Source organism: Pseudomonas sp. UMAB-40, from assembly GCF_900095275.1.
GTDB lineage: Bacteria > Pseudomonadota > Gammaproteobacteria > Pseudomonadales > Pseudomonadaceae > Aquipseudomonas > Aquipseudomonas mandelii_B.
This window is the reverse complement of record NZ_LT607552.1, coordinates 388,096-408,384: the sequence shown is the minus strand read 5'-3', so window position 1 is coordinate 408,384 and position 20,289 is coordinate 388,096. Positions and strand designations below refer to the sequence as shown.

Sequence of the window (20,289 nt, the reverse complement as noted above, 5' to 3'; positions counted from 1 at the left end):
TCAGGATCGAACCCTGAAAAAGACGGACCGGTCGGGTCCTGTATGCACGCGTATATGGCCACTGAGCATGGCGTCGATTTCGGCGTCACCGGTGTCGACGCGCAGGCAGCCGGCGTCGAGGGCAATCAGTTTGTCCATCGAGGTGATCACGATGATGTTTTCGCGCCCGGTCCGGCGGATCACCTCGGCGCTGATCTGCTGATTGCCGCGACCAAACAAGCTGCCATGGCCGCCCAGCACGCCGACGATGATTCGGGTCTCATGGCCTTCCATGAGGCAGATCAACGCTTGCTCGTTGAGGTCAGCACCAGCCAGCGCGCCGTCCATGACCGCGTCGACGCCAAGCAGGGTCGCCGGCAGGCCGAGCTCGGTCATCACCCGTCGCGTCGTGGTGCCGGGCCCCAGCAGGTAAAGGCAGCCGGCCTTCATCTGACGGACGACCTGCCGGGCCACGGCGTCGAGCGCCAGGTTTTCATTAAGGACGGAACCGGCCTTGGCGTTTTGCACCAGGTGGCGTTCGTGCGGGCTAAGTGCGTAGCCATACAGGCGCGCCGACATCTGATCGCTGCGCATGGCGGCCTCATCGATGTCCATGACCTCAGCCTCGCGAAAGCGCACCTTGGACTCGCCGGCAATAACGCGTGCCGCGAGGCTCCCGGCGTTCTGCGGATTGGTAGCGAAGACGGCGGAGTACATTTTCACGCCTGTCGGGATACCGAGGATGGGCACGCGATCGCCGACCATTTCCAGCACGTCACGCGCGGTCCCATCGCCCCCGGCGAAAAGCAGCAGATCGACGCAGGCGTCTGCCATGACAAGGGCCGCCTTTCGAGTGTCTTCGGGCCGGCTCGATCCAGAAGATGGTCGGTATACGACGACCGGGGCGAGACCGGCGGCGCGAGCGACGTCTTCGCCCAGGTCGCCGGCGCCGGTCATCAATCGAAATGGCGTGGCCGAGGCCGCCAGGCGCTTGAGCGCCAGGGTGGCCCGTTCGCTTGAGACCGGCCGCGCGCCACGGCGTATCGCTTCCTGCAGAACTTCAGGACCATCGGTGCCTTTCAAGCCAACACGCCCGCCCATGCCGGCGACAGGGTTGACAATCAGCCCGATGGTTTTGCCCTGGCTGGCGTCAAGGCGTGAAATATCGGAATCGCGCTGCTCACGCATTGCTCGGTATCCTGTGCTGAATGACGGCGTATCACAGCCTGAGCAGCACACTGCTCAGATATATTGCATACGCCTCGTATGTCAGTCACAATACGACATACGCTGCGCATGTCAACTAACATACGTCACGAATGTTAATTTTTTGATAAGGAAGAGGTCGATGGCACAGAAGCGTGCGGACATGATTACCGAGACCCGCGGCAAGCTGATCAAGGCGGCGCGGGACGCATTCGCAGCGAAGGGCTATGCGGACAGTTCTATGGATGATTTAACCGCTAAAGCCGGGCTGACCCGAGGCGCGCTTTACCATCACTTTGGTGACAAGAAAGGTTTGCTACAGGCGGTCATCGCACAGATAGATGAAGAGATGATGGCGCGGTTGTCGCTCATCATTGCTGAGGCCAGCACGACTTGGGAGGGCTTTATTGATGAATCCATCGCTTACATCAAGATGTCCCTGGAGCCTGAAATCCAGCGCATTGTGTTCCTCGACGGCCCGTCGGTACTGGGTGATCCATCACAATGGCCAAGCAAGAATGCGTGTATCCGCAGCACTCAGCGCAGCATCCAGAAGCTGATCGATGAAGGCACGATCCGTGCGGTCAACACCGAAACGACGGCACGCCTGATCATGGGTGCCCTGCTCGGCGCTTCCTTGTGGATTGCCAATGCCGAGGATCCCCAAACGGCTTCCGAGCATGTAGCCGAAAGCTTCCTGGCATTGGCTTCCGGATTGCTGGTGGAGAATAAAACGGCGGATCAATATCAATCAGTCAATTCGGCGGACGCAGTTTCTACGCAAAACGGTACCGCTTACGAAGCCTTTGCAAACCGGGGCTAAACACTCAATCACCCTTCGTGACTAGCAGAAACCGGCCAATGGCAGACGTTTAGAATGGTTTTGCACCTGTTTCACTCAACCACCGGCGCATGCTCGGCCATCAATTCCATTACCCAGTCGATAAATACCCGCACCTTGGCGCTGACATGGCGATTCGGCGGGAATGCCAGGTAAATCGGCATTGGCGCCATGTGCCAGTCCTCAAACAGCGGCAGCAACTCGCCGCTGACCAGGTGCGGTTTGGCCATGTACTGCGGTAACCAGAGCATGCCCAGACCAGCCAGGCCGGCGGCGAGGTACGCATTGCCGTCGTCGACCGTCAGTTGCGGGCGGCCCTGAGCCTCGATGCGTTCCTCATCCCGCTGCATGGCGTAAGGCAGGGTTTTGCCTGTACGAAACCAGAGGAAACCGACGGTGCTGTGCCTGCTCTCCTCCAGCTCACGGGGGTGCGCCGGCGTACCGCAGCGCTGCAGATAGCCGGGCGCGGCATAAATGCCGAGTTTCAAATCGCCCACATGTCTTGCCACCAGGGACTGATCGGTGATCTCGCCGCCACGCACCACGCAGTCGACGTTTTCGCCAATAATGTCGACCATGCGATCGCTCACACCCAAGGTCAGCTGGATTTCCGGGTAGCGTGCAAAGAACCCCGGCAAGGCGGGTACCAGCAGCATTCGCGCCAGCGGACTGGGCACATCCACCCGCAGTCGCCCGCGCGGGGTCATCGACGCGCTGGACAAGCTGGTCTCGGCGTCGTCCATATCGACCAGTAGCCGGATGACGCGATCGTAGTAGGCCGCGCCATCGGCGGTGACGTTGACCTTGCGTGTGGTGCGGTTGAGCAGGCGCACGCGCAGTCTCGCTTCCAGTTGCTGAACCAGCTGCGTCACGGTGGTCTTGCTCATGTGCAGGGTGGCTGCCGCCTTGGTGAAGCTGCCAGTTTCCACCACTCGGGCAAAGGCCTGCATTGCATCGAAACGGTCCATTTCACGCCTCACTCGGGTCTGGATAGTTTGGATTCTACAAACAGTCATGACCAGAGTTGCTTGTTTATTCAGGTTGGTCGTCTTTTTACAGTGGCTCCATCATCAACAGCGGGCCGCCATGGCCCCGAAGGAGATACGCAATGACCAGCAAACGTGATGTCGTTTTCCCGCCTGACCGCCATGCTCTGTACGAGCTCCACCGCTACTCGCCGGCGATTCGCTCCAACGGTTTTCTGTTCGTATCCGGTCAGGTCGGCAGCCGCAAGGATGGCTCGGCCGAGCCGGACCTCGGGGCACAGGTTCGCCTGGCCTTCGCCAACCTCAACGCAATCCTGGCCGAGGCCGGCAGTAGTTTCGAGGATGTGGTCGACACGACCATCTTCATGGTCGACCCCGACTCGACATTCGAAACCATCTGGGAAGTAGCGGCCGAGTACTGGGGCGAAGCGCCCTACCCGACGGCGACCGCTATCGGCGTGACCTGGTTGTCCGGCTTCGACTTCGAGATCAAGGTGATCGCCAAACTACCGCAGTAGAGCCGGCCAAACCCTCCTCCGACTGCCAAAGGGAATCCTCTTGTTTTTCCTGGAGCGCCCCTCCACTTTGGGTCGGTTTCTGCCTGATGTCACCGTCCGCTTCTGCCGTTTCCTGCTTGTCTCGATCGGCAGGAAACAAGCAAAAGCCGACATTGGCCAAGCCCCGACCACTGCTCACATTAGAAGCCACCGCGTTTCAAGCAGCCACCTTACGCATCAAGAACATCCGTCAGTTATTTAAGAATTTGATCACCAAAGGATTCAATTCAGCGGAGCACTCCTCCGGCAACCAGTGCCCACAATTGGGCAAGACTTGGCCTTCTACATTGGTCGCGTACTCTTTCATCTGATCCACTTGAAATTGCCCCATTCCGCCGTGCCCTCCACCGCCGATTGCCAGCACGGGCATGTTCAGGGGAATCTTTGACAGCTCGACGTTTTCAGTGACCGATTGGTTAAGCGCTCGGTAGTATTCGAACGACGCGTTCAACGTATGGGGCTTGGCGTATGACGTGGCGTAAAGATCCAGCAGCTCGGGCGTAAAGGCATCCTTGTTGGTCGCGTGTTCTTTGATGAAGTGCGATAGGAACAATTTTTCATGCCCGGTGATCAACTTTTCGGCCAATTGGTGGCCTGCGGCAAAGAAGCTGAAATGCCAGACCAGAGACTCACCCTGTGGTGAGAATGCCGGAAAATCGTAAATGCGCTTGTCGGGAATCGGCGCCTCCATGTACACCAGTTTCCTTATCTGACTTTGGTGGGTTACTGCCATGGGATAGGTGTTCCAGATACCGATGTCATGCGCAACCAAGTCAAACGGTTGGTTCCCGCTTAGCTGTGTCGCGAGGGCGAACAGATATTTCGAGACGTCAGTGCCGGAGTAACTGGTCTTGGGCGGTTCCGACTCGCCCAGGCCCGGTAAATCCACCGCAACTACGGTGTGAGTCTTCGCGAGTTCGGGCATCAAGCTGTGCCACTCATACCAGGCTTGACCAAATCCGTGGACCAGGTAAACCAAAGGCCCGGAACCGCCCTTCACATAGTGGAGCCTAACGCCGTCTATGGTTTTGAATTCACTCTTGAATCCTGCTGGAACAGGAAACTCTGCCGCTTGAGCCAAGCATGGCAAAGCCAGGGTGATTGCGACTGCGGCGAGGGACAATCTAAAGCGCTTTTTCATTTATTTATCCATCGAGTCATGACTGAAAATTACGACCATGCGCAGGCGTGCTATCCCCCGATCAATGACCGAGGATCGCTTGGGTGGTGTGCCGTTGACCTTGCGGAAAACCATGCGCCCGTGCCCGAAATGCAATGGCCAGGCTGATCAATAGCAACGCCAGCAATACGCTAGGAAATGCACTCGTTCCCCATTGGCCGAGTAACACGCCACCCAGCAGTCCACCGCCGGCAATAGCACTGTTCCAGACCACTACGTTCATAGAGAGCGCAACGTCAGAGCCCTTGCCTGCGGCGTCGGCGAGTGCTGTTTGCAGCAGGGTGGCCGCGCCACCAAAGGTCAGCCCCCAAATGAAGACACCCACGTAAATGGCCGCGGCGGAGCCTGAGAACACTCCGAGGAAAATCGAAACCGCTGCGAATATTGCAAGGCTGGCCAGCACGGTTGTTCGCAGGTGCCGGTCAACCAGTCGGCCCGTGAGCCAGATGCTGGCCAGCGCTGCGACACCAAATGTGAGCAATACCAAATCGACGTCACTGTTCAGCCCAGCCTTGGAAACGAAGGGCGCGACATAGGTGTAAAGAATGTTGTGGGCCAGCATCCAGGTGAAGACGACAGCCAATACCGAGCGGACGCCTGGGGTGAAAAACACCTGACGTAATGGCATGCGCTGTGAGGATGATTGGCCTGGGTAATCCGGCACTTTGATCAGCACCCAAACGATCAATACCAGGGTCATGCCAGACATCAATCCAAAGGCCATGCGCCAGCCCATGAATCCACCCAACCAGGTACCCATCGGCACCCCCAACGACAACGCGATGGGCGTACCCACCATCGCCACCGCCAATGCGCGCCCCTGCAAATAAGGGGCGACCATGCGCCGTGCGTAGCCCGCGATAAGGCTCCAGGCCAGCCCCGCTGAAACCCCGGCGAAAAACCGTGCAATCAGCGTCAGCCAGTAATCGGAAGACAGCGCCGTGAGGGAGTTGAATACCAGGAAGCCGACAATGGTCACCAGCAGTACCGTTCTGCGGCGCCAGCTTTGCGTGGCAATGGTCAGCGGGATGGCCGCCAGCAACGACCCCAGCGCATAGACAGTCACCATCTGTCCGGCCAGAGCTGCAGAGACACCCAGGCCACTGCCAATTTCGGGCAGCAAGCCCGCTGGCAAGGTCTCGGTGACAATGCAAATGAAGCCCGTCATGGCCAGGGCAAGTAATGCCCCAAGCGGAAGCTTTCCGCCCTGTCGCTTATCTTTAGTCATTTGCCACCTCACATATATACCGATCGATATAATATGAGGGTGTGCCGCCATCTAGTCAACGACATATATATCGATTAGTATTTAAGTATTCGAGAGGAGGCTCACATGGCACAGATGGGACGCCCACGCACCTTTGACCGTGGCGTGGCGATTACTCAGGCGATGCATTTGTTCTGGGAGCACGGCTATGACGCAACATCACTCAGCCAGCTCAAGGCAAATATCGGCGGCGGCATCGCCGCACCCAGCTTCTACGCTGCATTCGGCTCAAAGCAGGCGCTGTTCAATGAAGTGATGGAACATTATCTGAACACTCACGGCCGGGTGACCGATAGCCTGTTTGATACCACGCTCTCCCCGAGAGAGTCGATCGAACTCACGCTGCGGCGCTCCGCGAAAATGCAGTGTGAACCCGACCACCCCAAAGGGTGCCTGGTGGCGCTGGGTCTGCTGAGTGCCTGCACGGATGAAAGCAAAGCCATATCCCAGCCGCTGGCTGACGCAAGATCCGTGAACCGTGCAGGGATGGTGGCGTGTGTCGAACGCGCTATCGCATCCGGGGAGCTGCCAACTACGATCGTGCCCGAGGCATTGGCCACGGTGTTTGACAGCTTTCTGTTGGGGATTTCGGTACTGGCCCGAGACGGTGTGCCCCTCCACCATATAGACGACGCGGTGACGCAAATCATGACGGTATGGGATGCGTCGTGTATCGGTCGTCCGGCTATTGGTTTAGGCATCCCTAAACGGCAGTAAACAGCGACGCTCGTACCCAGCAAACGCATCGGTATCGATGCTAATGAGACCGAAAGGCGCTCTTGGGCAGTTGGTGAGCGTGTTGTACCTGAAGAATGTCCGCTTTGTCGTTTTCTGCCTTTCGCGATAGACGAAAATTGGCCAGTAGCGGCCCCCCGGTCGAGGTGGTGAAAAATGGCCTTGTCCCGCCCGCAATCACGAGCCCTGTTCATTTTTTCTGATGGCCAGTATCCAGTTTATAGAAAGTCGCCCTAGCGCCCTCATCGCTATAGCCAGTGTTGTCCTGGGTATAGACGCCCGCCTTGAAGTACAGCTTTTTGTTCTTCCAGCTCGAACTCAGTTGTTTGCCCCAACTGTAGTTTTCGGCGCTGACTTGCAGATAACCTGCGGAGCTCAAATTCACGTTGTAAGAGAACCGCTCGTTGAGGGCAATATCCTTGGCGATGATGATCGCAGTGTCGTCGCTGCCAGGCTTTAGCCGATATTTGGCGACAACTTCGCCCTTTTTCTTAGCTGCGTCATACAGGTACTCGACCTTCAGCAATGGACCTTTGCCCTGGTAAATATGGATTTGCCCAATGACGACCCTGCCGGAAGAAGGCATCTGGTTGATGGCCAATGTAGCTTTCAGCGCATTGTCGCCTTCCGGATACGTCCAGTTGCGTAAACGTCCATCATTAAACGTCTCACGTAGTTCGCTGCGCGGAAACTCTGACTTGGAGGTGGTAGATCCCGTCACCGGCGACCAGAAAAAAAGCGTGTTGCCGGATCGAAAGTAACGATCCGAATAACCGCCTACCAAACGCGGGGTATCAATTACCTTGGAAGGTGTTCCGACAGGAATGGTCAAGTTCCATGTTGTTAGGTCAATCATCGCAGGTACAGCCAGTAGATAATTTTCTGAATGGTTTTCCCATAGGGTGGATATATCAGTCTCGCCGAGTTGATTCCGCCTTTGCTGAATACACTTTTTGCATGGCTGAACGTAAGGAAACCTTCGTGCCCGTGGTAGTGCCCCATACCTGACTGCCCGACACCACCAAAAGGCAAGTCGTCCTGCGCCACATGCATAAGCGTGTCATTCAGGCACACACCGCCTGAGTGTGTCTGGTAAAGCACTCGCTCCTGCTCCTTTCTGTCATCGCCAAAATAGTAGAGAGCCAGTGGCCGGGGTCTCTCTGTTACGTAGTGCAAAGCCTCTTCAATCCGTTCATAGGTCACAACGGGTAGGAGTGGGCCGAATATTTCCTCGCGCATTACTTCCATGTCGTCGCTGGGATTCAAAATGAGCGTGTGTGGTAACCGCCTCCCCTGGAGAGCCGGGAACAGCGGAATAATCTGGGCGCCTTTTTGTTCCGCATCGAGGATGTAGGCGGCGAGTCGCTTTATCTGACGTTCATTGATGATGCTCGTATAGTCCGGATTGTCTTCAAGCTTGGGGAATAAATGTTGTATCGCTTCCCGGTAAGCCGTTGTGAAATCGTCGAGTCTCGTTCGCGGTACGAGGACATAGTCAGGGGCGACACAGGTCTGCCCCGCGTTCATGGCTTTACCAAATGCAATGCGTTCGGCAGCCTGCGCCATTGGCACCGTGGAGGAGATGATAGCGGGCGACTTTCCACCAAGCTCCAGAGTCACTGGCGTGAGATTCTCTGCGGCGGCGCGCATGACGTATCGTCCTACTGAGGTCGCGCCAGTGAATAGCAGATGGTCAAACGGCTGCTGGGAGAACGCTACGCCTACCTCGGCCGACCCCAGTGAGACCGAGATCATCTCCTCGGAAAACAACTGGCCCAACAGCGTTTTAAGCAACTGCGATGTAACAGGCGTCGCCTCGCTGAGCTTTAGCATCACTCGATTTCCGGCTGCGAGGGCGCTGACGAGAGGACCGATGGCCAGGAATAATGGGTAGTTCCAGGGAACAATCACACCCACTACACCCAAGGGTTGATAGACCACCCGTGCCGATGCCGGTTGGAAAAGCATCCCTACAGAGCGTCTTGAAGGCTTCATCCAGCGGCGTAAACGCTTCACTGTGTAGTCGATGTTATGCAGTGAAGGGAGGATCTCCGCCACTATGGTTTCGTCAGCTGAGCGATTACCGAAATCGACGCGGATGGCGTCAACCAACGCGGATTTTTCCTGGACTATCATTCTGCGCAGCGTTTTCAGTAACGTGATTCGGTGTTCCGCGGAGAGCATCGGATCGGACCTGAAAGCCGCTTGCTGACGAACGAAAACCTCACGCATCTGCTCAATTTGCTGGGGCGAGCAATCCAGATGTTCTTGTTGCGCAACCATATAGAAAACCCTTGTTTCTGAATAATGCAGATTGTGAGGCTACCGCCTCAGGCTGGTGCGCTGCTTGACACTGGGTGACAGAGATTTTGGCAGTCCACGCCAATCTGGCTGCAAGGTGTTTTTGTAGATGCGTAGGGCCAACGGGCAGCGATACCGAGCGGATTCGGTGGGACTGGACTTTATTGAGAGCTGCTCCGATCACGGGCCGGATCGGCTTTGCCATTACTGCTCAACCACACATTGACGCTCTCGACGCTGTCTTCGGACAGCTTGCCGGCCCAGCGATTAAGAATTAACAGGTTGGTAATAAAGTCGTATTGAGTCTTGAGCAGGTCACGGCGCGCCTTGAATTCGTTTTGTACGCTGGTCAACACATCCACGGCATTCACCACGTCAAAGGAGAACGCTTTTTGAGCCGCGATACTGGACTGTTCTGCAGAGGCCAGAGCATTTCGGTTGGCGCCTAACTTTTCGACGTTCGAATCTGCGGTCAAATAAGCGTTTGTCGTTTCCTTTACCACCTGACGGCGAGTGGATTCCCATTGCTGTTCAGCAGTGATTTGATCCTGATAAAGACCACGCACACGTGCCGAGGTGGAGCCGCCGCTGTAGATCGGAACCTGCACGCCAATGCCGGCAACGTAGCTGTCGGTCTTGGGCGCCAGTGCATTGTTGTAGCCTTCGTTGGAGTTTTGAGCGCTTAAATTCAAGCTGACAGTCGGGTAGTGCCCGCCCTTGCCTGCGCGCAACGCGGCACCGGCGGCTTCTACGGCATGTTGACCGGCCTGCAACTGCGGATTCTCCTGTACAGCCAACCGCACCCAACTGTCCAGGCTTTGAGTCGACACCTGCAACTGCACGTCATCACGCACACGGCGGAGTTTTTCTTTCACCTGGCGCCCGATGATTTCCGACAACGCTGCACGGGTTACTCGCACTTGATTGCGCGCATCCACCTCTTGCGCCGCCAGCAAGTCGACTCGAGCCTGGATGTCGAGCTTGTCGGTAATCATCGCCAGACGTTTCTCGTACAAGCTAGCCAATGGCTGTAAAACCGAGTAAAAATCTCTACAGATTTGCTTGGTTACAAGCTTAACCGATTGAAATTACGGTAAATTATCATTAGATTATTTTTTATCATTTTTACTTCAGAGTAGTACCAATCCCTGATCCCTGCTCGAGCCAACTCGATACCCCACCTCCAGCACTCGACGCACGAACCGTCTGATCACTTAGGCAGCTTCGGCTCAGCGTTCGATGACAGGCATCCAGATCAAAACCTCAGCAGGCTACTGCTGCGGCGAAAATCACGTCTTCGATCCTGCTAAATCTACGGCTATTTCAACCGCGTCAATGCCAGCAAAGCGAACTTGGTCTACGGGGCATCGAAGGACTCTATAGATTTCAGAAATCACATGCATCGTTGCGTCTTCGATCGTTCCTTCATTGCGGCATAAAACCCAGCCGTTATCTGAAATCGCTCGCTCGAACGCCATGGTACAAGCGACATGTTCTTCCAGCTTATGGATCACCGTACTGCTCAGCCCACGCCGTCGTGCCGCTGCCCTCGCCCATGAAACATCAGGGGCGGTGACAACCCCGACATGCAGGTCTGGCACTCGCACGTTTCGATCAATGTTCAACTGAAGAATCTCTGCAAACGGGATTATCCGGCGAAACGCGGCATCAGACGGGTACCAGCGATCGATCAAGATGATGCTGCCTGGTGGCTGTTTAGTCAGCACGTGCTGGGAAATCCAGGCACGGCTATCAGCAAAGCGCTCACAAACCCTCAACTCCAGATCCCGGCTGGGATTTCTGACGAGTTTGTTCACGAGGGCCATTGTTTCCCCCCTATAGGGATCGCTTTTTTTCTCGCAAAGTCGGATCACCTTTTTGTTGTCTGCCCTCAGTACTCTCGTAACGGCCTCCAACAGTGTGGTTTTGCCGGCTCCCTTGGGCCCATCTAGAGAAACAAACAGCGGACGATTCATTCTTCACATGACGATTGATATACGGTTTTTTTGCCCTGTTCGTTCGCTCAAACCGCTAGGCGCGACTACGCGAATCGCGTGGAGGGTACTTATGAACAGACATTGATGAGCACTCTAACTCGTTTTGCTTTGCGCCCCCTAACCAAGGGCCGGATTTCGCCTCAACCGGCAGACGCACTGCCGATGAAATCGGCGGACAGGGTCGACGTTGGCGGGCTGGCCGAACATTCCACGCGAATCTGGGATCGTTGCAGCAAGCGACAGCAATGAGGTGCATATCGCATCAAGGCTGGCCGGGTCTCATTGAGGGACATCAAATCGCCCCGCCCGCCTTGCTGGCCCACTTTTACTTGATCCTGAAGTACTTGAGCACGCTTGATATCGTTTGAATGGCCGTGCCTAAGTTCAACTCCATTCTGTGCTGCGTCGAATGCTGTCAAGCGGGAAAGGTTATGTGATGCTTCGGACTTCGCAAAGTCTAACAGTGAGCGGGAATGTACAATCAATTAGAGTATCGACGTCTTATATTCTTCATTGAGATGGAGCGACGCCGAGTACGCGCCCCTACCGTCTTAGACAATAAACTGATGATTATCCACCCCTGACCTGAGGGGGCATCGTTCTAAATTACCCGCCTGAACCATCCCCTCATCTCTTTTACTACGTCCGGACAATGCGACGCGACGCGTGGCATTTGTGCTGACTAGCACCCTTAGAATTCAGGGATAATTTCCGTTGCAATCTCAAGCAAATCTCCGTGCCCGCCATGGATATGATTACTCTTACGACGTTTAAAGGGTTGTCACATTCATGAGCTTTTCACCAGAAACGGCACGGACATTCATTCTCTCATCGCTGCAAAACTTAGGCGTTACCCACGATAAGTTACAGGCTATCGACCACGGTGCCGAAATCTACGGCCCGCAGGGGCTGTTGGACTCCATACATCTAGTCGGCCTTATCTCAGCAATCGGTGAAAGGGTCGATGACACCGCAGATAACTCCGAGAGTTTCTTCGATATCCTCGACGACGATCTGTTCGACAACTTTAAAGATATCAATCGAATCGAATCGTTATTAATCGGAAAATTCAGCCATGTCAGCTTTTGCTCCTGATAGTCAATATATCCACACCGACAAAATTGAAGACATCGCCTATCAGTTGCTGGCCGACAAAGTGCCCACGCCTTTTTATGCGTACAGTGCCACGCAGATAAAAACAGACTTTGCAGAACTTAAGCGTCTGCTCCCCCAGGATATTGATTATTTCTATTCCCTCAAGGCCAATCCGAATAAAACGCTGGTCGGGATACTGCATCAGGCCGGAACGGGCTGCGAAGTATGTTCCCTGGCGGAGTTGGAAATTGCTTTACGCCAAGGCGTGGCGCCAGGCGATATTATTTTCGTCGGGCCCGGCAAGCATATTAATGAGTTGACGCAGTGTTGCCTTGCCGGCATTAAAGCCGTGGTGGTCGAATCCATCGAAGAAATGGTTCTGCTCAATGATATTGCCGCTGGCCTGGGAATAACCCAGAGCATTGCCCTGCGCATCAACCCCGACTTCATCGGCGAAAAAGCCAAGTTAGTGATGAGCGGCAAGCCCCGGCAATTTGGTATCGATGAACAACTGCTGCCGCAGGCATTCGCCACGCTCGAGCAACTTGCGCAACTGCGCCTGGCAGGCATCCATGTTTACCTTGGCACCCGAATTCTTGACTGGCAGGCCCTGGCCAACAATACGCAAAACATCCTGACACTGGCCGCCACGCTCCAGCAGACCTATGACATGGACTTCGACTTTGTGGATGTCGGCGGTGGCTTTGGCGTGCGCTATTTCGACAAGGAAAAGGCACTCGACCTGGCCGCCCTGGGACAGGCACTGATGCCCGTAGTGAACGACTATCGTCGGAGTTTTCCACGCAGCAAGATCGTTATCGAACTGGGCCGCTTCCTGATTGCGCGGGCTGGCATATTTGTCACGCGAGTCAACTACCTCAAGCCGTCCCGGGATGAGTGGTTTGCCGTGTGTGACGGCGGTGCCAACTGCCACGGCAGTGCTGCTGGCATCAACTCCTTGATCCGTCGAAATTTTCCGATGGCGCGTCTTGGCCCATCCCGGCACAGCGATCAGCATCGCTATCAAGTGACCGGCCCCCTGTGTACGCCCACTGACTTGCTGGGCGAAAACATCATGCTCGCCGAGCTTCGTTCGGGGGATCTGATCGGTATCGGGCATTCCGGTGCCTATGGTGCCAGTGCATCGCCAGTGGGCTTTTTAAGCTTCGGTCACCCGGCAGAAGTGCTTGTGGAAAATGACCAGGCTTTTCTGATCCGAACGGCAGATAGCGTAGATGCCCTGCTGGCCACCCAGGTGTGCCAGCGCTTGTCTTTGGCCAACGCCTGAAGGAATCGCCATGTCTCTGGAGTTTGCGGCTTCTCATATCTTGTGGCGTCAGTTTGAAAGGCAAAACGATGTGCCTGCCGTGGACGACGGGCAATTGAAAATAGTGAAGGATTTCGTCAACGGCTTTTTTCATTCACATGGCCATACGGGTCAGGCCCAGGACATTCATGCCTACCGCTGGTATGCCGCACAAAACCAGGCGTTCAGGACAATGCTGACACAGTTGGTCGGGGAGCTGGCAAACCAGGCTTCGCTCAAGGACCTGGATCTGCTGGTGCTCGCCCACTGGACACCGGACGTCGAGGTCGGATGCTCGGTGACCAACGCCATTATTCATGAGGCGGGTTGCCACGACGCCTTTGGTATTGCCATCAGCGATCATGGCCTGAGCAGTGCGTTTCTGGCGTTGCAGATCATTGAGGATTACCTCGACGACAGGGACTGTGGCGGCCGTGAGAGAACGGCCCTGCTGCTGATCGCCGATCAGGATGCCATCATGTATGACAGCCCCACTCTGGCCCGTTTCAATCCCGCAGCCAGCGCCTGCGTCGTGATGTTGCGCAGCCTGCCAGGCGATCAGACTGGCGGCCAACCCGGAAGCATCGGTTTTAAACACTATCGAAAAGTCCCTTTTTCGGCCACGCACCTGGCACTGGATGCCCTCCTCGTCACGTTGGATATGTTCACCCCCGAGGAAGACCGACTGCCCCTGCTGATCCTGACCACGCCGGGTTTTGCCAGACAGTTGCGCGAGCATGGGCCGCTGGCAACCCATTGGATCGAGAGCTGGGATGAGGCGTTACTCTCCTGCGCCCCTTGGGCCCGGCTGGAACAACTCGCGCCGAATAACCACCGTATTCTGCTGATGCTGCCGGAGGGTAACTCCCTGACCTGCGCGGGCTTTGTGGCGGGGGCTTGAGATGTATATCCATACGATTACCAGCCTGGTCGCCGCGAACCTTACAGCCCTGCCTGCCCTGGCGGAAAAATATGCATGGGGTCAGCGCAACACCAAGATCTTTGGCCGCTTTCATGGGATGGAATCGGCCAGCCTGTTTGAGCGGGAGGCGTTGCCTGACCTGATCATGCGGCTGTTGCAACAGTTCCGTGCCGAGTGTGACCCGGTACTGTTCGGGCGCATTGGCTATGTGGCCTGGGCGCACTCTCTGAATTGCCCCAGCCCTTTTGACCTGGTCCCCGCCCTGGCCAGCGACTTGCGTACATTCTTGGGTCGCCCGGAGCTTGAGTTTTTCTCTATCACCCAGGCGTCGTGTGCGTCGGCGCTGGTCGGGTTGAAGTTTCTCAACGCTAAACTCACTGCGGCTCACGCCAGACAGGAAGACGTCTGTGGCCTATTGATCACCGGGGAAAAATGCTTCCACCACACCGTGCAATACGCCGATCAAAATGGCTATTTCGGCGAAGCATTTTGCGCGACCTTGCTCAGCGTAAATCCCTCGCCCGGCGCCTTGCGCGTGGGCGCCGTGCACGTTCAGCAACTGGCCGCCTACGGCACACGTATGCGCGAGACCAATCGCGAAAGTGAAAACGCCTACGATCACGCCTTTATCCCCACCATGCTTGAGACCGTGCACACCGCGCTGCAGCAAGCAGGACGGCGCCCTCAAGAGTTGCGCACGCTGATCCCATACCACATCAGCCCGCCCACCTTCGACAGAATTGCCGACGGCGCAGGTTTTGCCCGGGACATCATCTACCGTCGTCATCTCTACCAACTGGGACATTGCTTTTGTAGCGATGCGTTCCTCAACCTGAAAAGCCTGCTGGCGCACCGCGATAACGCTATCGCCGTTCACCCCATTCTGGCCGTGGCGTCCGGCATCGCCGGCACTTTTGCAGCCATCGTTCTTGAATTGAATAATGAGGATGAGACATGAGCACAACCCATTTGACCCAATGGCTGGTGCTGGCTGCACACCAGTTCCCTGAGAAAACGGCGCTGATCGAGGGTGAGCATGCAGTGACCTGGGCCGAATTCCATCAACGTGTGCTCAATACCGCCGCCTACTTGCGTCAGCAGCAGGTTGAACGCGGCGACAGGGTCTTGGTATGGCTCCCCAATGGGGTGGATTTCGTCGTCTGCTTCTGGGCTGTGCAATATTTGCAGGCTGTGTTTGTTCCGGTGAATCCGGATACACCGCTGGCACGGGTCGGCTGGTTACTCGACAACGCAGAGTCACACCTATTGATCGCCCAGGCCGGGCAAGCCACTGCCCTGGCAGCGGCCCCCGGCAACGCTGACCTGCAGGTGCTGTTTGATCAAGCGCCCGGCGCGCAAGAGGGCGATTCGCCACTGCTGTCCCTGCAACAAATAGCGGCACTCGCACCGGCGTTACCGTTGCCTGTTCAAGATGCGCTGGATATTGACCTGGCCTGCCTGATCTACACCTCGGGTTCTACGGGCGATCCCAAAGGAGTGATGTTGACCCAGCGCAATATGCTGAGCGCGGCGGACTCTGTCGCTACCTATTTGCAATTGGCGGCTAGCGACCGGATCTTCTGCACGATCCCCATGAGCTTCGACTACGGGCTGTATCAGGCGATCATGGCGGCCAGAGTGGGCGCAACGCTGATTATCGAAAAGGATTTCAGCCGTCCGCTCTTCGCCCTTAAACAGCTGGTCAAGCACAAAGCTACCGTCCTGCCGATTGTTCCCACGCTGCTGGCGATCATTGCACCCTTGGCCAAACGCTATGACTTCTCCTCCCTGCGCAAAATCACCAACACTGCGGCGGCCCTGCACCCCAGCGATATAGACCTGCTGATCTCCCTCTTCCCCCAAGCCGAGATTTTTTCCATGTATGGGCTGACCGAATGCCATCGATGCACCTGGCTTCCCCCTGCATTGTTGTCCCGGCATAAAGACAGCGTGGGCTACGCCATCCCGAATACCGAACTCTGGGTAGTGGATGAAGACGGCGTGGCGCACCGCAACAATGCCACCGGTGAACTGGTGATCCGTGGGGCAACCGTGATGCGCGGCTACTGGCGCAACCCTGAGCAGACCGCGAAGAAACTGCGGCCAGGCCCGTTGCCCGGAGAATCGGTCCTTTATACCGGCGACGTGTGCCGACTGGATGAGCAGGGCTTGCTTTATTTCCTGTCGCGCAAGGATGACATTCTGAAAACCAATGGCGAAAAAGTCGCCCCGCGGGAAGTCGAGGGCGTACTCAAGCGTATGCCGGGGGTGCTGCAAGTCGCGGTGATTGGCATCGCCCATTCCATCTACGGCGACGAAATCGTTGCATGTATCGAGTGCACAGCCCCCCTGGACACCGCGCAACTCAAGGCATTTTGCCAGGCCCATCTCGAAGCCTATAAACGGCCACACCGCTATTACTTCAGTGAAGCCTTGCCCAAAAACAACAACGGGAAAGTTGACCGCGGCCAGCTATCCGCCCTTCTTCCGCGCCGGGAAAACAACCTGAACGTCGAGAGCACACAACAAGCAGGGAGCCAACATGTATACGCCAACCATCATTGAAGCCATCGGGCTGGTTCTGGAAACGTCAAACCTCTCGGAACTGAGTGCCCGGACTCACCTGGAGCGCGACCTGGGATTTGAAAGCGGTTTGTATATCGAACTCATCATGTACCTTGAGGAGCGCATCGAAGACCTGGTGCTCGACCCTGCCACGCTGGAATTCCAGCACTTCGAAACCGTGGGCAGCCTGTCGAACTTCATTGAACTCCAACTCGCTAGCCGGGCGGCATAAATGGACGCCTGGTCTGAGCTCATAACGGTGTTTATGCGCTTTGAGGGTCAATCGCATACTGCCTGGCGCCACCACTCACTGACGTACAGCTATGCCGCGCTTGCTCAGCGGGCGCAGGATATCGCCATTGAAATAGTCCGCCAGCAGCCTCGACGCGAGACGCCACTGGCGCCGGTATTGGTTTATGGCCACAAGTCCTTCGATTTTCTGGCGGCCTGGTGGGCCTGCCTGCTGTGTGGTTGTCCGATTGTGCCGGTGGAGTCAGACAACGCTCCCGAGCGGCTGGAACGGATTGCCCTTACGGTCGAGGCAAGCTTGATCCTGAACACCGATGCCCTCCCCCTGTGCGCCGCCAATGCCAAGGTGATTGCCCTCGCCGCCTTGCCCTGGCAGCAGCATGACCCTGCAGCGCTGCGACATTTACTGGACGGCACCCGCAGGCGGTTCGACAACGCGACCGACACCCCGCTGGCCTACATCATGTTTTCCTCGGGCACTACCGGGGAACCCAAGGGCATTCAGATCAGCCTGTCCAATCTGGTCGATTTCGCGGCCTGGATACGCAGCGACTTTCCACTCGATGGGGCTATCACGGGAAATGTGCGGTATTGCTTCGATGTCTCCCTGTTTGAAATCTGGCTCGCCTGGCAGTTTCTGCAACCACTGTCCGTGCTCGACCATCGAGACTTGATCAACACCCGCAAGATGATTGCCCAGCATGCACACATGGCGCTGACCTGCTGGGTATCGACGCCATCGATGACGCGTCTGTACTTGCTGGACCCGACCTTCAATGCACACACACTGACGCAGCTACGCCGGTTTATCTTCTGCGGCGAGACGTTGCCCAAAGAGATCGTCACCCAGTTATGGGCGCGGTTTCCAGGTTGTGAGGTGATCAATACGTATGGCCCCACCGAATGTACCGTGGCGGCTTCACAAGTACTGATTACGCCGGACATGGTGGCTTCGTCATTGCCCCTGCCGATCGGCCGCGCCAGACCGGGTGCGACACTGCACCTCGCCCAACCCGTGGACGCTTCAGGCCGGGGGCAACTATTGATCAGTGGCGAGTGTGTCGGCCCGGGCTATCTCAATGCTGCACCTGCGCGTCAGGCCAGTTTCAGCCGGCAGGATGGGCAAGCCACTTACACCACCGGTGATATCGGCCTGTTTGATGGCACCTGGTATTACTTCCTGGGGCGTGAAGATGGCGAGGTCAAAATACAGGGACACCGTATTGACTTGCATGAAATCGAACGCTTCCTGCGCGACCGCAACCTGGTCGCCGATGTGGTGGTAGAGCCCTATTGGCGCAAGGGCAACGCAGAGGCGATCCAGGCCTGCGTGATCCTCAATGCAACCTGTGAACTGTCACAACTTGGCCACGCCATGCAAGCCCATTTCCCCCCGTGGGCAATCCCGCGTTACTGGTACAGCACCCCCCGCACTGTACTCAATCACAACGGCAAACTGGATCGTTCAGCTGCCCGCCAACTGGCTTTGGACAACGGAGAAAAATATGTTTTCATCGCAAATCAAACCGCTGTTTGAGCGGCTGAAAAATCAGAGCACTGCGACCGCTTTGATCAACGAACAGGGCACCTACAGCTTTGCCGAACTTGGCGTGCGCACCGCCGCGATTGCCCGGTTACTCGCGCCATGGGCAGGCCGTAACGTGCTGGTTCACGGCCATAAGCAACTGGATGCCGTGGCAGCCATGCTGGCGTGTATAAGCCAGGGTTGCTGCTTTAGCTTTGCCGACCAGTCCAACCCCGTCCCGCGGATTGAGAAGATTGCCAGACTGACCCGAGCCGAGCTGATCCTCACGGCGACGCCACAGAAGCTGGAGGGTCTGGACCGCTGGCCACAATGGGTGACATCGACCCTGGAAAATGGCGACCCGGCATCACTGCCACTCGAACCTGAATTAACCCAGCCAGCCTTTTATATTCTCCCCACTTCGGGCAGTACCGGTGAACCGAAGGGCGTCGTCGTCAGCTATGAGAACTTCGCCGCATTCTCGACCTGGTACAGCCCGATGATCCGCGACGGTATCGCACACGGATGCCATGTGAGCCATGCCTGCTTCTCCTTCGACATGGGCTTGCTGGATCTTTTTCCGGTGCTGTGCGAGGGCAGAGCCTTGCTGATGCTGGATCACCGCCACAACATGCTGCCGCGGCAAAATATCCGCCTGATGTCGCGCTATCCGCAAAGCCCGGTCACCAGTTGGTTTTCCACGCCAAGCTTTGTCGATTTGATGTTGAAGGACCCCTTGTTCAGCGGGGAGCAGTTTCCGGATCTGAAGCGGTTCTTTATGGCCGGCGAGCGTGCCTCGCTGGGGTTGGTGACCCAGTTGCAGGCGCGCTTCCCGGGCCTTGAGGTGATGCACGGTTATGGTCCGACCGAGACCACCGGCATGACCCATACCTTCGAGCTTGGCCAGCCGCCCGAGCATATCGCAGGCCTGCTGTCCCTTGGCACAGCCTGCGGGTTGACCGGCGTCAGGATCGTGGATGCCGATGGGCAAAGTCTGCCGCCAGGCGAAATAGGCGAGGTGCGTTTGTACGGCCCGCAAGTCGCATTGGGGTACCTGCCTGAGGAGGACCCGCGTAACAGTGCATTCAGCCATGACGAGTTCGGACGTTACTACGCCACCGGTGACCGGGGGTTTGTGGATGCAGAACAATCCCTGTTTATCCACGGCCGGGATGACGGCCAACTGAAACTGAACGGCAACCGTATCGAGCTGGCCGAAATTGAAAGCAGTGTGTGCCGCTATGTGGAGGTCACCCAGTGTTGCGTGGTGCCGATCAAAGAAGAAGGCAAGGTCATCGACCTGCAACTTTTCATTCAATTGCGCGAGGACAGTGCAACCCACCGCGCCGCACTGCGCCAGTTCCTGGCAGAACAGTTACCGGCATACATGATCCCCAAATCCATGTTCTTTTGTCAGACCTTCCCCGTGACACTGCATGGAAAGATCGACCGCCAACAACTGGTGGATCAGCACAAAGAACCGCTGGCCGTAAGCTGATGGCCACCTGCAAGCACATATAAAAAACTTCCCGCCACCGCGGCGAAAATGCCATCACTCCATTCACCGGCGCCGGACAG

The 20,289-nt window shown here is 56.6% G+C and carries 18 protein-coding genes and 1 pseudogene; 11 read left to right on the top strand and 8 right to left on the bottom strand.

Annotated features, from left to right (window positions below; translation table 11 throughout):
- On the bottom strand, positions 1 to 1,167 hold the full coding sequence (locus tag K0F88_RS04490) for an ATP-NAD kinase family protein (RefSeq protein ID WP_219094217.1): 1,167 nt from the start codon (positions 1,165 to 1,167) through the stop codon (positions 1 to 3).
- Between the two features lie 160 nt (positions 1,168 to 1,327).
- Here K0F88_RS04490 and K0F88_RS04485 point away from each other — a divergent pair, with 160 nt between their 5' ends.
- Positions 1,328 to 2,008, top strand: coding sequence for a TetR/AcrR family transcriptional regulator (locus tag K0F88_RS04485; RefSeq protein ID WP_257605184.1), 681 nt, complete (start codon positions 1,328 to 1,330; stop codon positions 2,006 to 2,008).
- Positions 2,009 to 2,079: 71 nt separating this feature from the next.
- Here K0F88_RS04485 and K0F88_RS04480 read toward each other — a convergent pair whose 3' ends face one another.
- Positions 2,080 to 2,994 (bottom strand): LysR family transcriptional regulator, encoded by a 915-nt coding sequence (locus K0F88_RS04480; protein WP_219094215.1) that lies wholly within the window; start codon positions 2,992 to 2,994, stop codon positions 2,080 to 2,082.
- Positions 2,995 to 3,134: 140 nt separating this feature from the next.
- Between K0F88_RS04480 and K0F88_RS04475 the strand changes: the two genes are divergently transcribed.
- On the top strand, positions 3,135 to 3,530 hold the full coding sequence (locus K0F88_RS04475) for a RidA family protein (RefSeq protein ID WP_219094213.1): 396 nt from the start codon (positions 3,135 to 3,137) through the stop codon (positions 3,528 to 3,530).
- A gap of 229 nt (positions 3,531 to 3,759) precedes the next feature.
- Here K0F88_RS04475 and K0F88_RS04470 read toward each other — a convergent pair whose 3' ends face one another.
- Together K0F88_RS04470 and K0F88_RS04465 are read right to left on the bottom strand one after the other, a co-directional pair.
- The gene (locus tag K0F88_RS04470) at positions 3,760 to 4,710 is read right to left on the bottom strand and encodes an alpha/beta fold hydrolase (protein ID WP_219094211.1); all 951 of its coding nucleotides are present in this window, start codon (positions 4,708 to 4,710) and stop codon (positions 3,760 to 3,762) included.
- Between the two features lie 61 nt (positions 4,711 to 4,771).
- Positions 4,772 to 5,977, bottom strand: a complete 1,206-nt coding sequence (locus tag K0F88_RS04465; RefSeq protein WP_219094209.1) for an MFS transporter — start codon at positions 5,975 to 5,977, stop codon at positions 4,772 to 4,774.
- A gap of 105 nt (positions 5,978 to 6,082) precedes the next feature.
- Between K0F88_RS04465 and K0F88_RS04460 the strand changes: the two genes are divergently transcribed.
- Entirely contained in the window at positions 6,083 to 6,733 is a 651-nt protein-coding gene (locus tag K0F88_RS04460; RefSeq protein ID WP_219094207.1) for a TetR/AcrR family transcriptional regulator, read from the top strand.
- A gap of 208 nt (positions 6,734 to 6,941) precedes the next feature.
- Here K0F88_RS04460 and K0F88_RS04455 read toward each other — a convergent pair whose 3' ends face one another.
- The 4 genes and pseudogenes from K0F88_RS04455 to K0F88_RS04440 all read right to left on the bottom strand — a co-directional run bounded on the left by K0F88_RS04455 (position 6,942) and on the right by K0F88_RS04440 (position 11,028).
- Positions 6,942 to 7,607, bottom strand: a complete 666-nt coding sequence (locus K0F88_RS04455) for a polysaccharide lyase family 7 protein (protein ID WP_219094205.1) — start codon at positions 7,605 to 7,607, stop codon at positions 6,942 to 6,944.
- A complete protein-coding gene (locus K0F88_RS04450; RefSeq protein WP_219094203.1) occupies positions 7,604 to 9,034 on the bottom strand; it encodes a coniferyl aldehyde dehydrogenase in 1,431 nt (476 codons plus the stop codon). The genes K0F88_RS04455 and K0F88_RS04450 overlap by 4 nt, the downstream gene beginning before the upstream one ends.
- A 179-nt stretch (positions 9,035 to 9,213) precedes the next feature.
- Positions 9,214 to 10,086 (bottom strand): annotated as a pseudogene (locus tag K0F88_RS04445) (TolC family protein); the annotation flags it as partial.
- 255 nt (positions 10,087 to 10,341) lie between these two features.
- The gene (locus tag K0F88_RS04440) at positions 10,342 to 11,028 is read right to left on the bottom strand and encodes a dTMP kinase (protein ID WP_219094201.1); all 687 of its coding nucleotides are present in this window, start codon (positions 11,026 to 11,028) and stop codon (positions 10,342 to 10,344) included.
- A gap of 810 nt (positions 11,029 to 11,838) precedes the next feature.
- Here K0F88_RS04440 and K0F88_RS04435 point away from each other — a divergent pair.
- Genes K0F88_RS04435 through K0F88_RS04400 form a run of 8 tightly spaced genes read left to right on the top strand, consistent with a single transcriptional unit; the run spans position 11,839 to position 20,209 of the window.
- Positions 11,839 to 12,144, top strand: a complete 306-nt coding sequence (locus K0F88_RS04435) for a hypothetical protein (protein WP_219094199.1) — start codon at positions 11,839 to 11,841, stop codon at positions 12,142 to 12,144.
- The gene (locus K0F88_RS04430; RefSeq protein WP_219094197.1) at positions 12,125 to 13,432 is read left to right on the top strand and encodes a diaminopimelate decarboxylase; all 1,308 of its coding nucleotides are present in this window, start codon (positions 12,125 to 12,127) and stop codon (positions 13,430 to 13,432) included. Before K0F88_RS04435 ends, K0F88_RS04430 begins: the two co-directional genes overlap by 20 nt.
- 10 nt (positions 13,433 to 13,442) lie before the next feature.
- Positions 13,443 to 14,351 carry a hypothetical protein gene (locus K0F88_RS04425; RefSeq protein WP_219094196.1) on the top strand — a complete coding sequence of 303 codons (909 nt, stop codon included), beginning with the start codon at positions 13,443 to 13,445 and terminating at the stop codon, positions 14,349 to 14,351.
- Complete coding sequence (locus K0F88_RS04420) at positions 14,335 to 15,330, top strand: 3-oxoacyl-ACP synthase (protein WP_257605183.1); 996 nt, start codon at positions 14,335 to 14,337, stop codon at positions 15,328 to 15,330. Before K0F88_RS04425 ends, K0F88_RS04420 begins: the two co-directional genes overlap by 17 nt.
- On the top strand, positions 15,327 to 16,937 hold the full coding sequence (locus K0F88_RS04415; RefSeq protein WP_219094193.1) for a class I adenylate-forming enzyme family protein: 1,611 nt from the start codon (positions 15,327 to 15,329) through the stop codon (positions 16,935 to 16,937). The genes K0F88_RS04420 and K0F88_RS04415 overlap by 4 nt, the downstream gene beginning before the upstream one ends.
- Complete coding sequence (locus K0F88_RS04410) at positions 16,915 to 17,169, top strand: phosphopantetheine-binding protein (RefSeq protein WP_008010488.1); 255 nt, start codon at positions 16,915 to 16,917, stop codon at positions 17,167 to 17,169. The genes K0F88_RS04415 and K0F88_RS04410 overlap by 23 nt, the downstream gene beginning before the upstream one ends.
- Positions 17,170 to 18,723, top strand: a complete 1,554-nt coding sequence (locus K0F88_RS04405; protein WP_219094191.1) for an AMP-binding protein — start codon at positions 17,170 to 17,172, stop codon at positions 18,721 to 18,723.
- Positions 18,692 to 20,209 carry an AMP-binding protein gene (locus K0F88_RS04400; protein ID WP_219094189.1) on the top strand — a complete coding sequence of 506 codons (1,518 nt, stop codon included), beginning with the start codon at positions 18,692 to 18,694 and terminating at the stop codon, positions 20,207 to 20,209. The genes K0F88_RS04405 and K0F88_RS04400 overlap by 32 nt, the downstream gene beginning before the upstream one ends.
- The last annotated feature ends 80 nt before the right edge of the window (positions 20,210 to 20,289 follow it).

What these genes read in the sequence shown, in the direction of transcription:
- K0F88_RS04490 (WP_219094217.1), bottom strand. Translation starts at nt 1,167, where the DNA reads ATGCGTGAGCAGCGCGATTCCGATATTTCACGCCTTGACGCCAGCCAG.
- K0F88_RS04485 (WP_257605184.1), top strand. Translation starts at nt 1,328, where the DNA reads ATGGCACAGAAGCGTGCGGACATGATTACCGAGACCCGCGGCAAGCTG.
- K0F88_RS04480 (WP_219094215.1), bottom strand. Translation starts at nt 2,994, where the DNA reads ATGGACCGTTTCGATGCAATGCAGGCCTTTGCCCGAGTGGTGGAAACT.
- K0F88_RS04475 (WP_219094213.1), top strand. Translation starts at nt 3,135, where the DNA reads ATGACCAGCAAACGTGATGTCGTTTTCCCGCCTGACCGCCATGCTCTG.
- K0F88_RS04470 (WP_219094211.1), bottom strand. Translation starts at nt 4,710, where the DNA reads ATGAAAAAGCGCTTTAGATTGTCCCTCGCCGCAGTCGCAATCACCCTG.
- K0F88_RS04465 (WP_219094209.1), bottom strand. Translation starts at nt 5,977, where the DNA reads ATGACTAAAGATAAGCGACAGGGCGGAAAGCTTCCGCTTGGGGCATTA.
- K0F88_RS04460 (WP_219094207.1), top strand. Translation starts at nt 6,083, where the DNA reads ATGGCACAGATGGGACGCCCACGCACCTTTGACCGTGGCGTGGCGATT.
- K0F88_RS04455 (WP_219094205.1), bottom strand. Translation starts at nt 7,607, where the DNA reads ATGATTGACCTAACAACATGGAACTTGACCATTCCTGTCGGAACACCT.
- K0F88_RS04450 (WP_219094203.1), bottom strand. Translation starts at nt 9,034, where the DNA reads ATGGTTGCGCAACAAGAACATCTGGATTGCTCGCCCCAGCAAATTGAG.
- K0F88_RS04440 (WP_219094201.1), bottom strand. Translation starts at nt 11,028, where the DNA reads ATGAATCGTCCGCTGTTTGTTTCTCTAGATGGGCCCAAGGGAGCCGGC.
- K0F88_RS04435 (WP_219094199.1), top strand. Translation starts at nt 11,839, where the DNA reads ATGAGCTTTTCACCAGAAACGGCACGGACATTCATTCTCTCATCGCTG.
- K0F88_RS04430 (WP_219094197.1), top strand. Translation starts at nt 12,125, where the DNA reads ATGTCAGCTTTTGCTCCTGATAGTCAATATATCCACACCGACAAAATT.
- K0F88_RS04425 (WP_219094196.1), top strand. Translation starts at nt 13,443, where the DNA reads ATGTCTCTGGAGTTTGCGGCTTCTCATATCTTGTGGCGTCAGTTTGAA.
- K0F88_RS04415 (WP_219094193.1), top strand. Translation starts at nt 15,327, where the DNA reads ATGAGCACAACCCATTTGACCCAATGGCTGGTGCTGGCTGCACACCAG.
- K0F88_RS04410 (WP_008010488.1), top strand. Translation starts at nt 16,915, where the DNA reads ATGTATACGCCAACCATCATTGAAGCCATCGGGCTGGTTCTGGAAACG.
- K0F88_RS04405 (WP_219094191.1), top strand. Translation starts at nt 17,170, where the DNA reads ATGGACGCCTGGTCTGAGCTCATAACGGTGTTTATGCGCTTTGAGGGT.
- K0F88_RS04400 (WP_219094189.1), top strand. Translation starts at nt 18,692, where the DNA reads ATGTTTTCATCGCAAATCAAACCGCTGTTTGAGCGGCTGAAAAATCAG.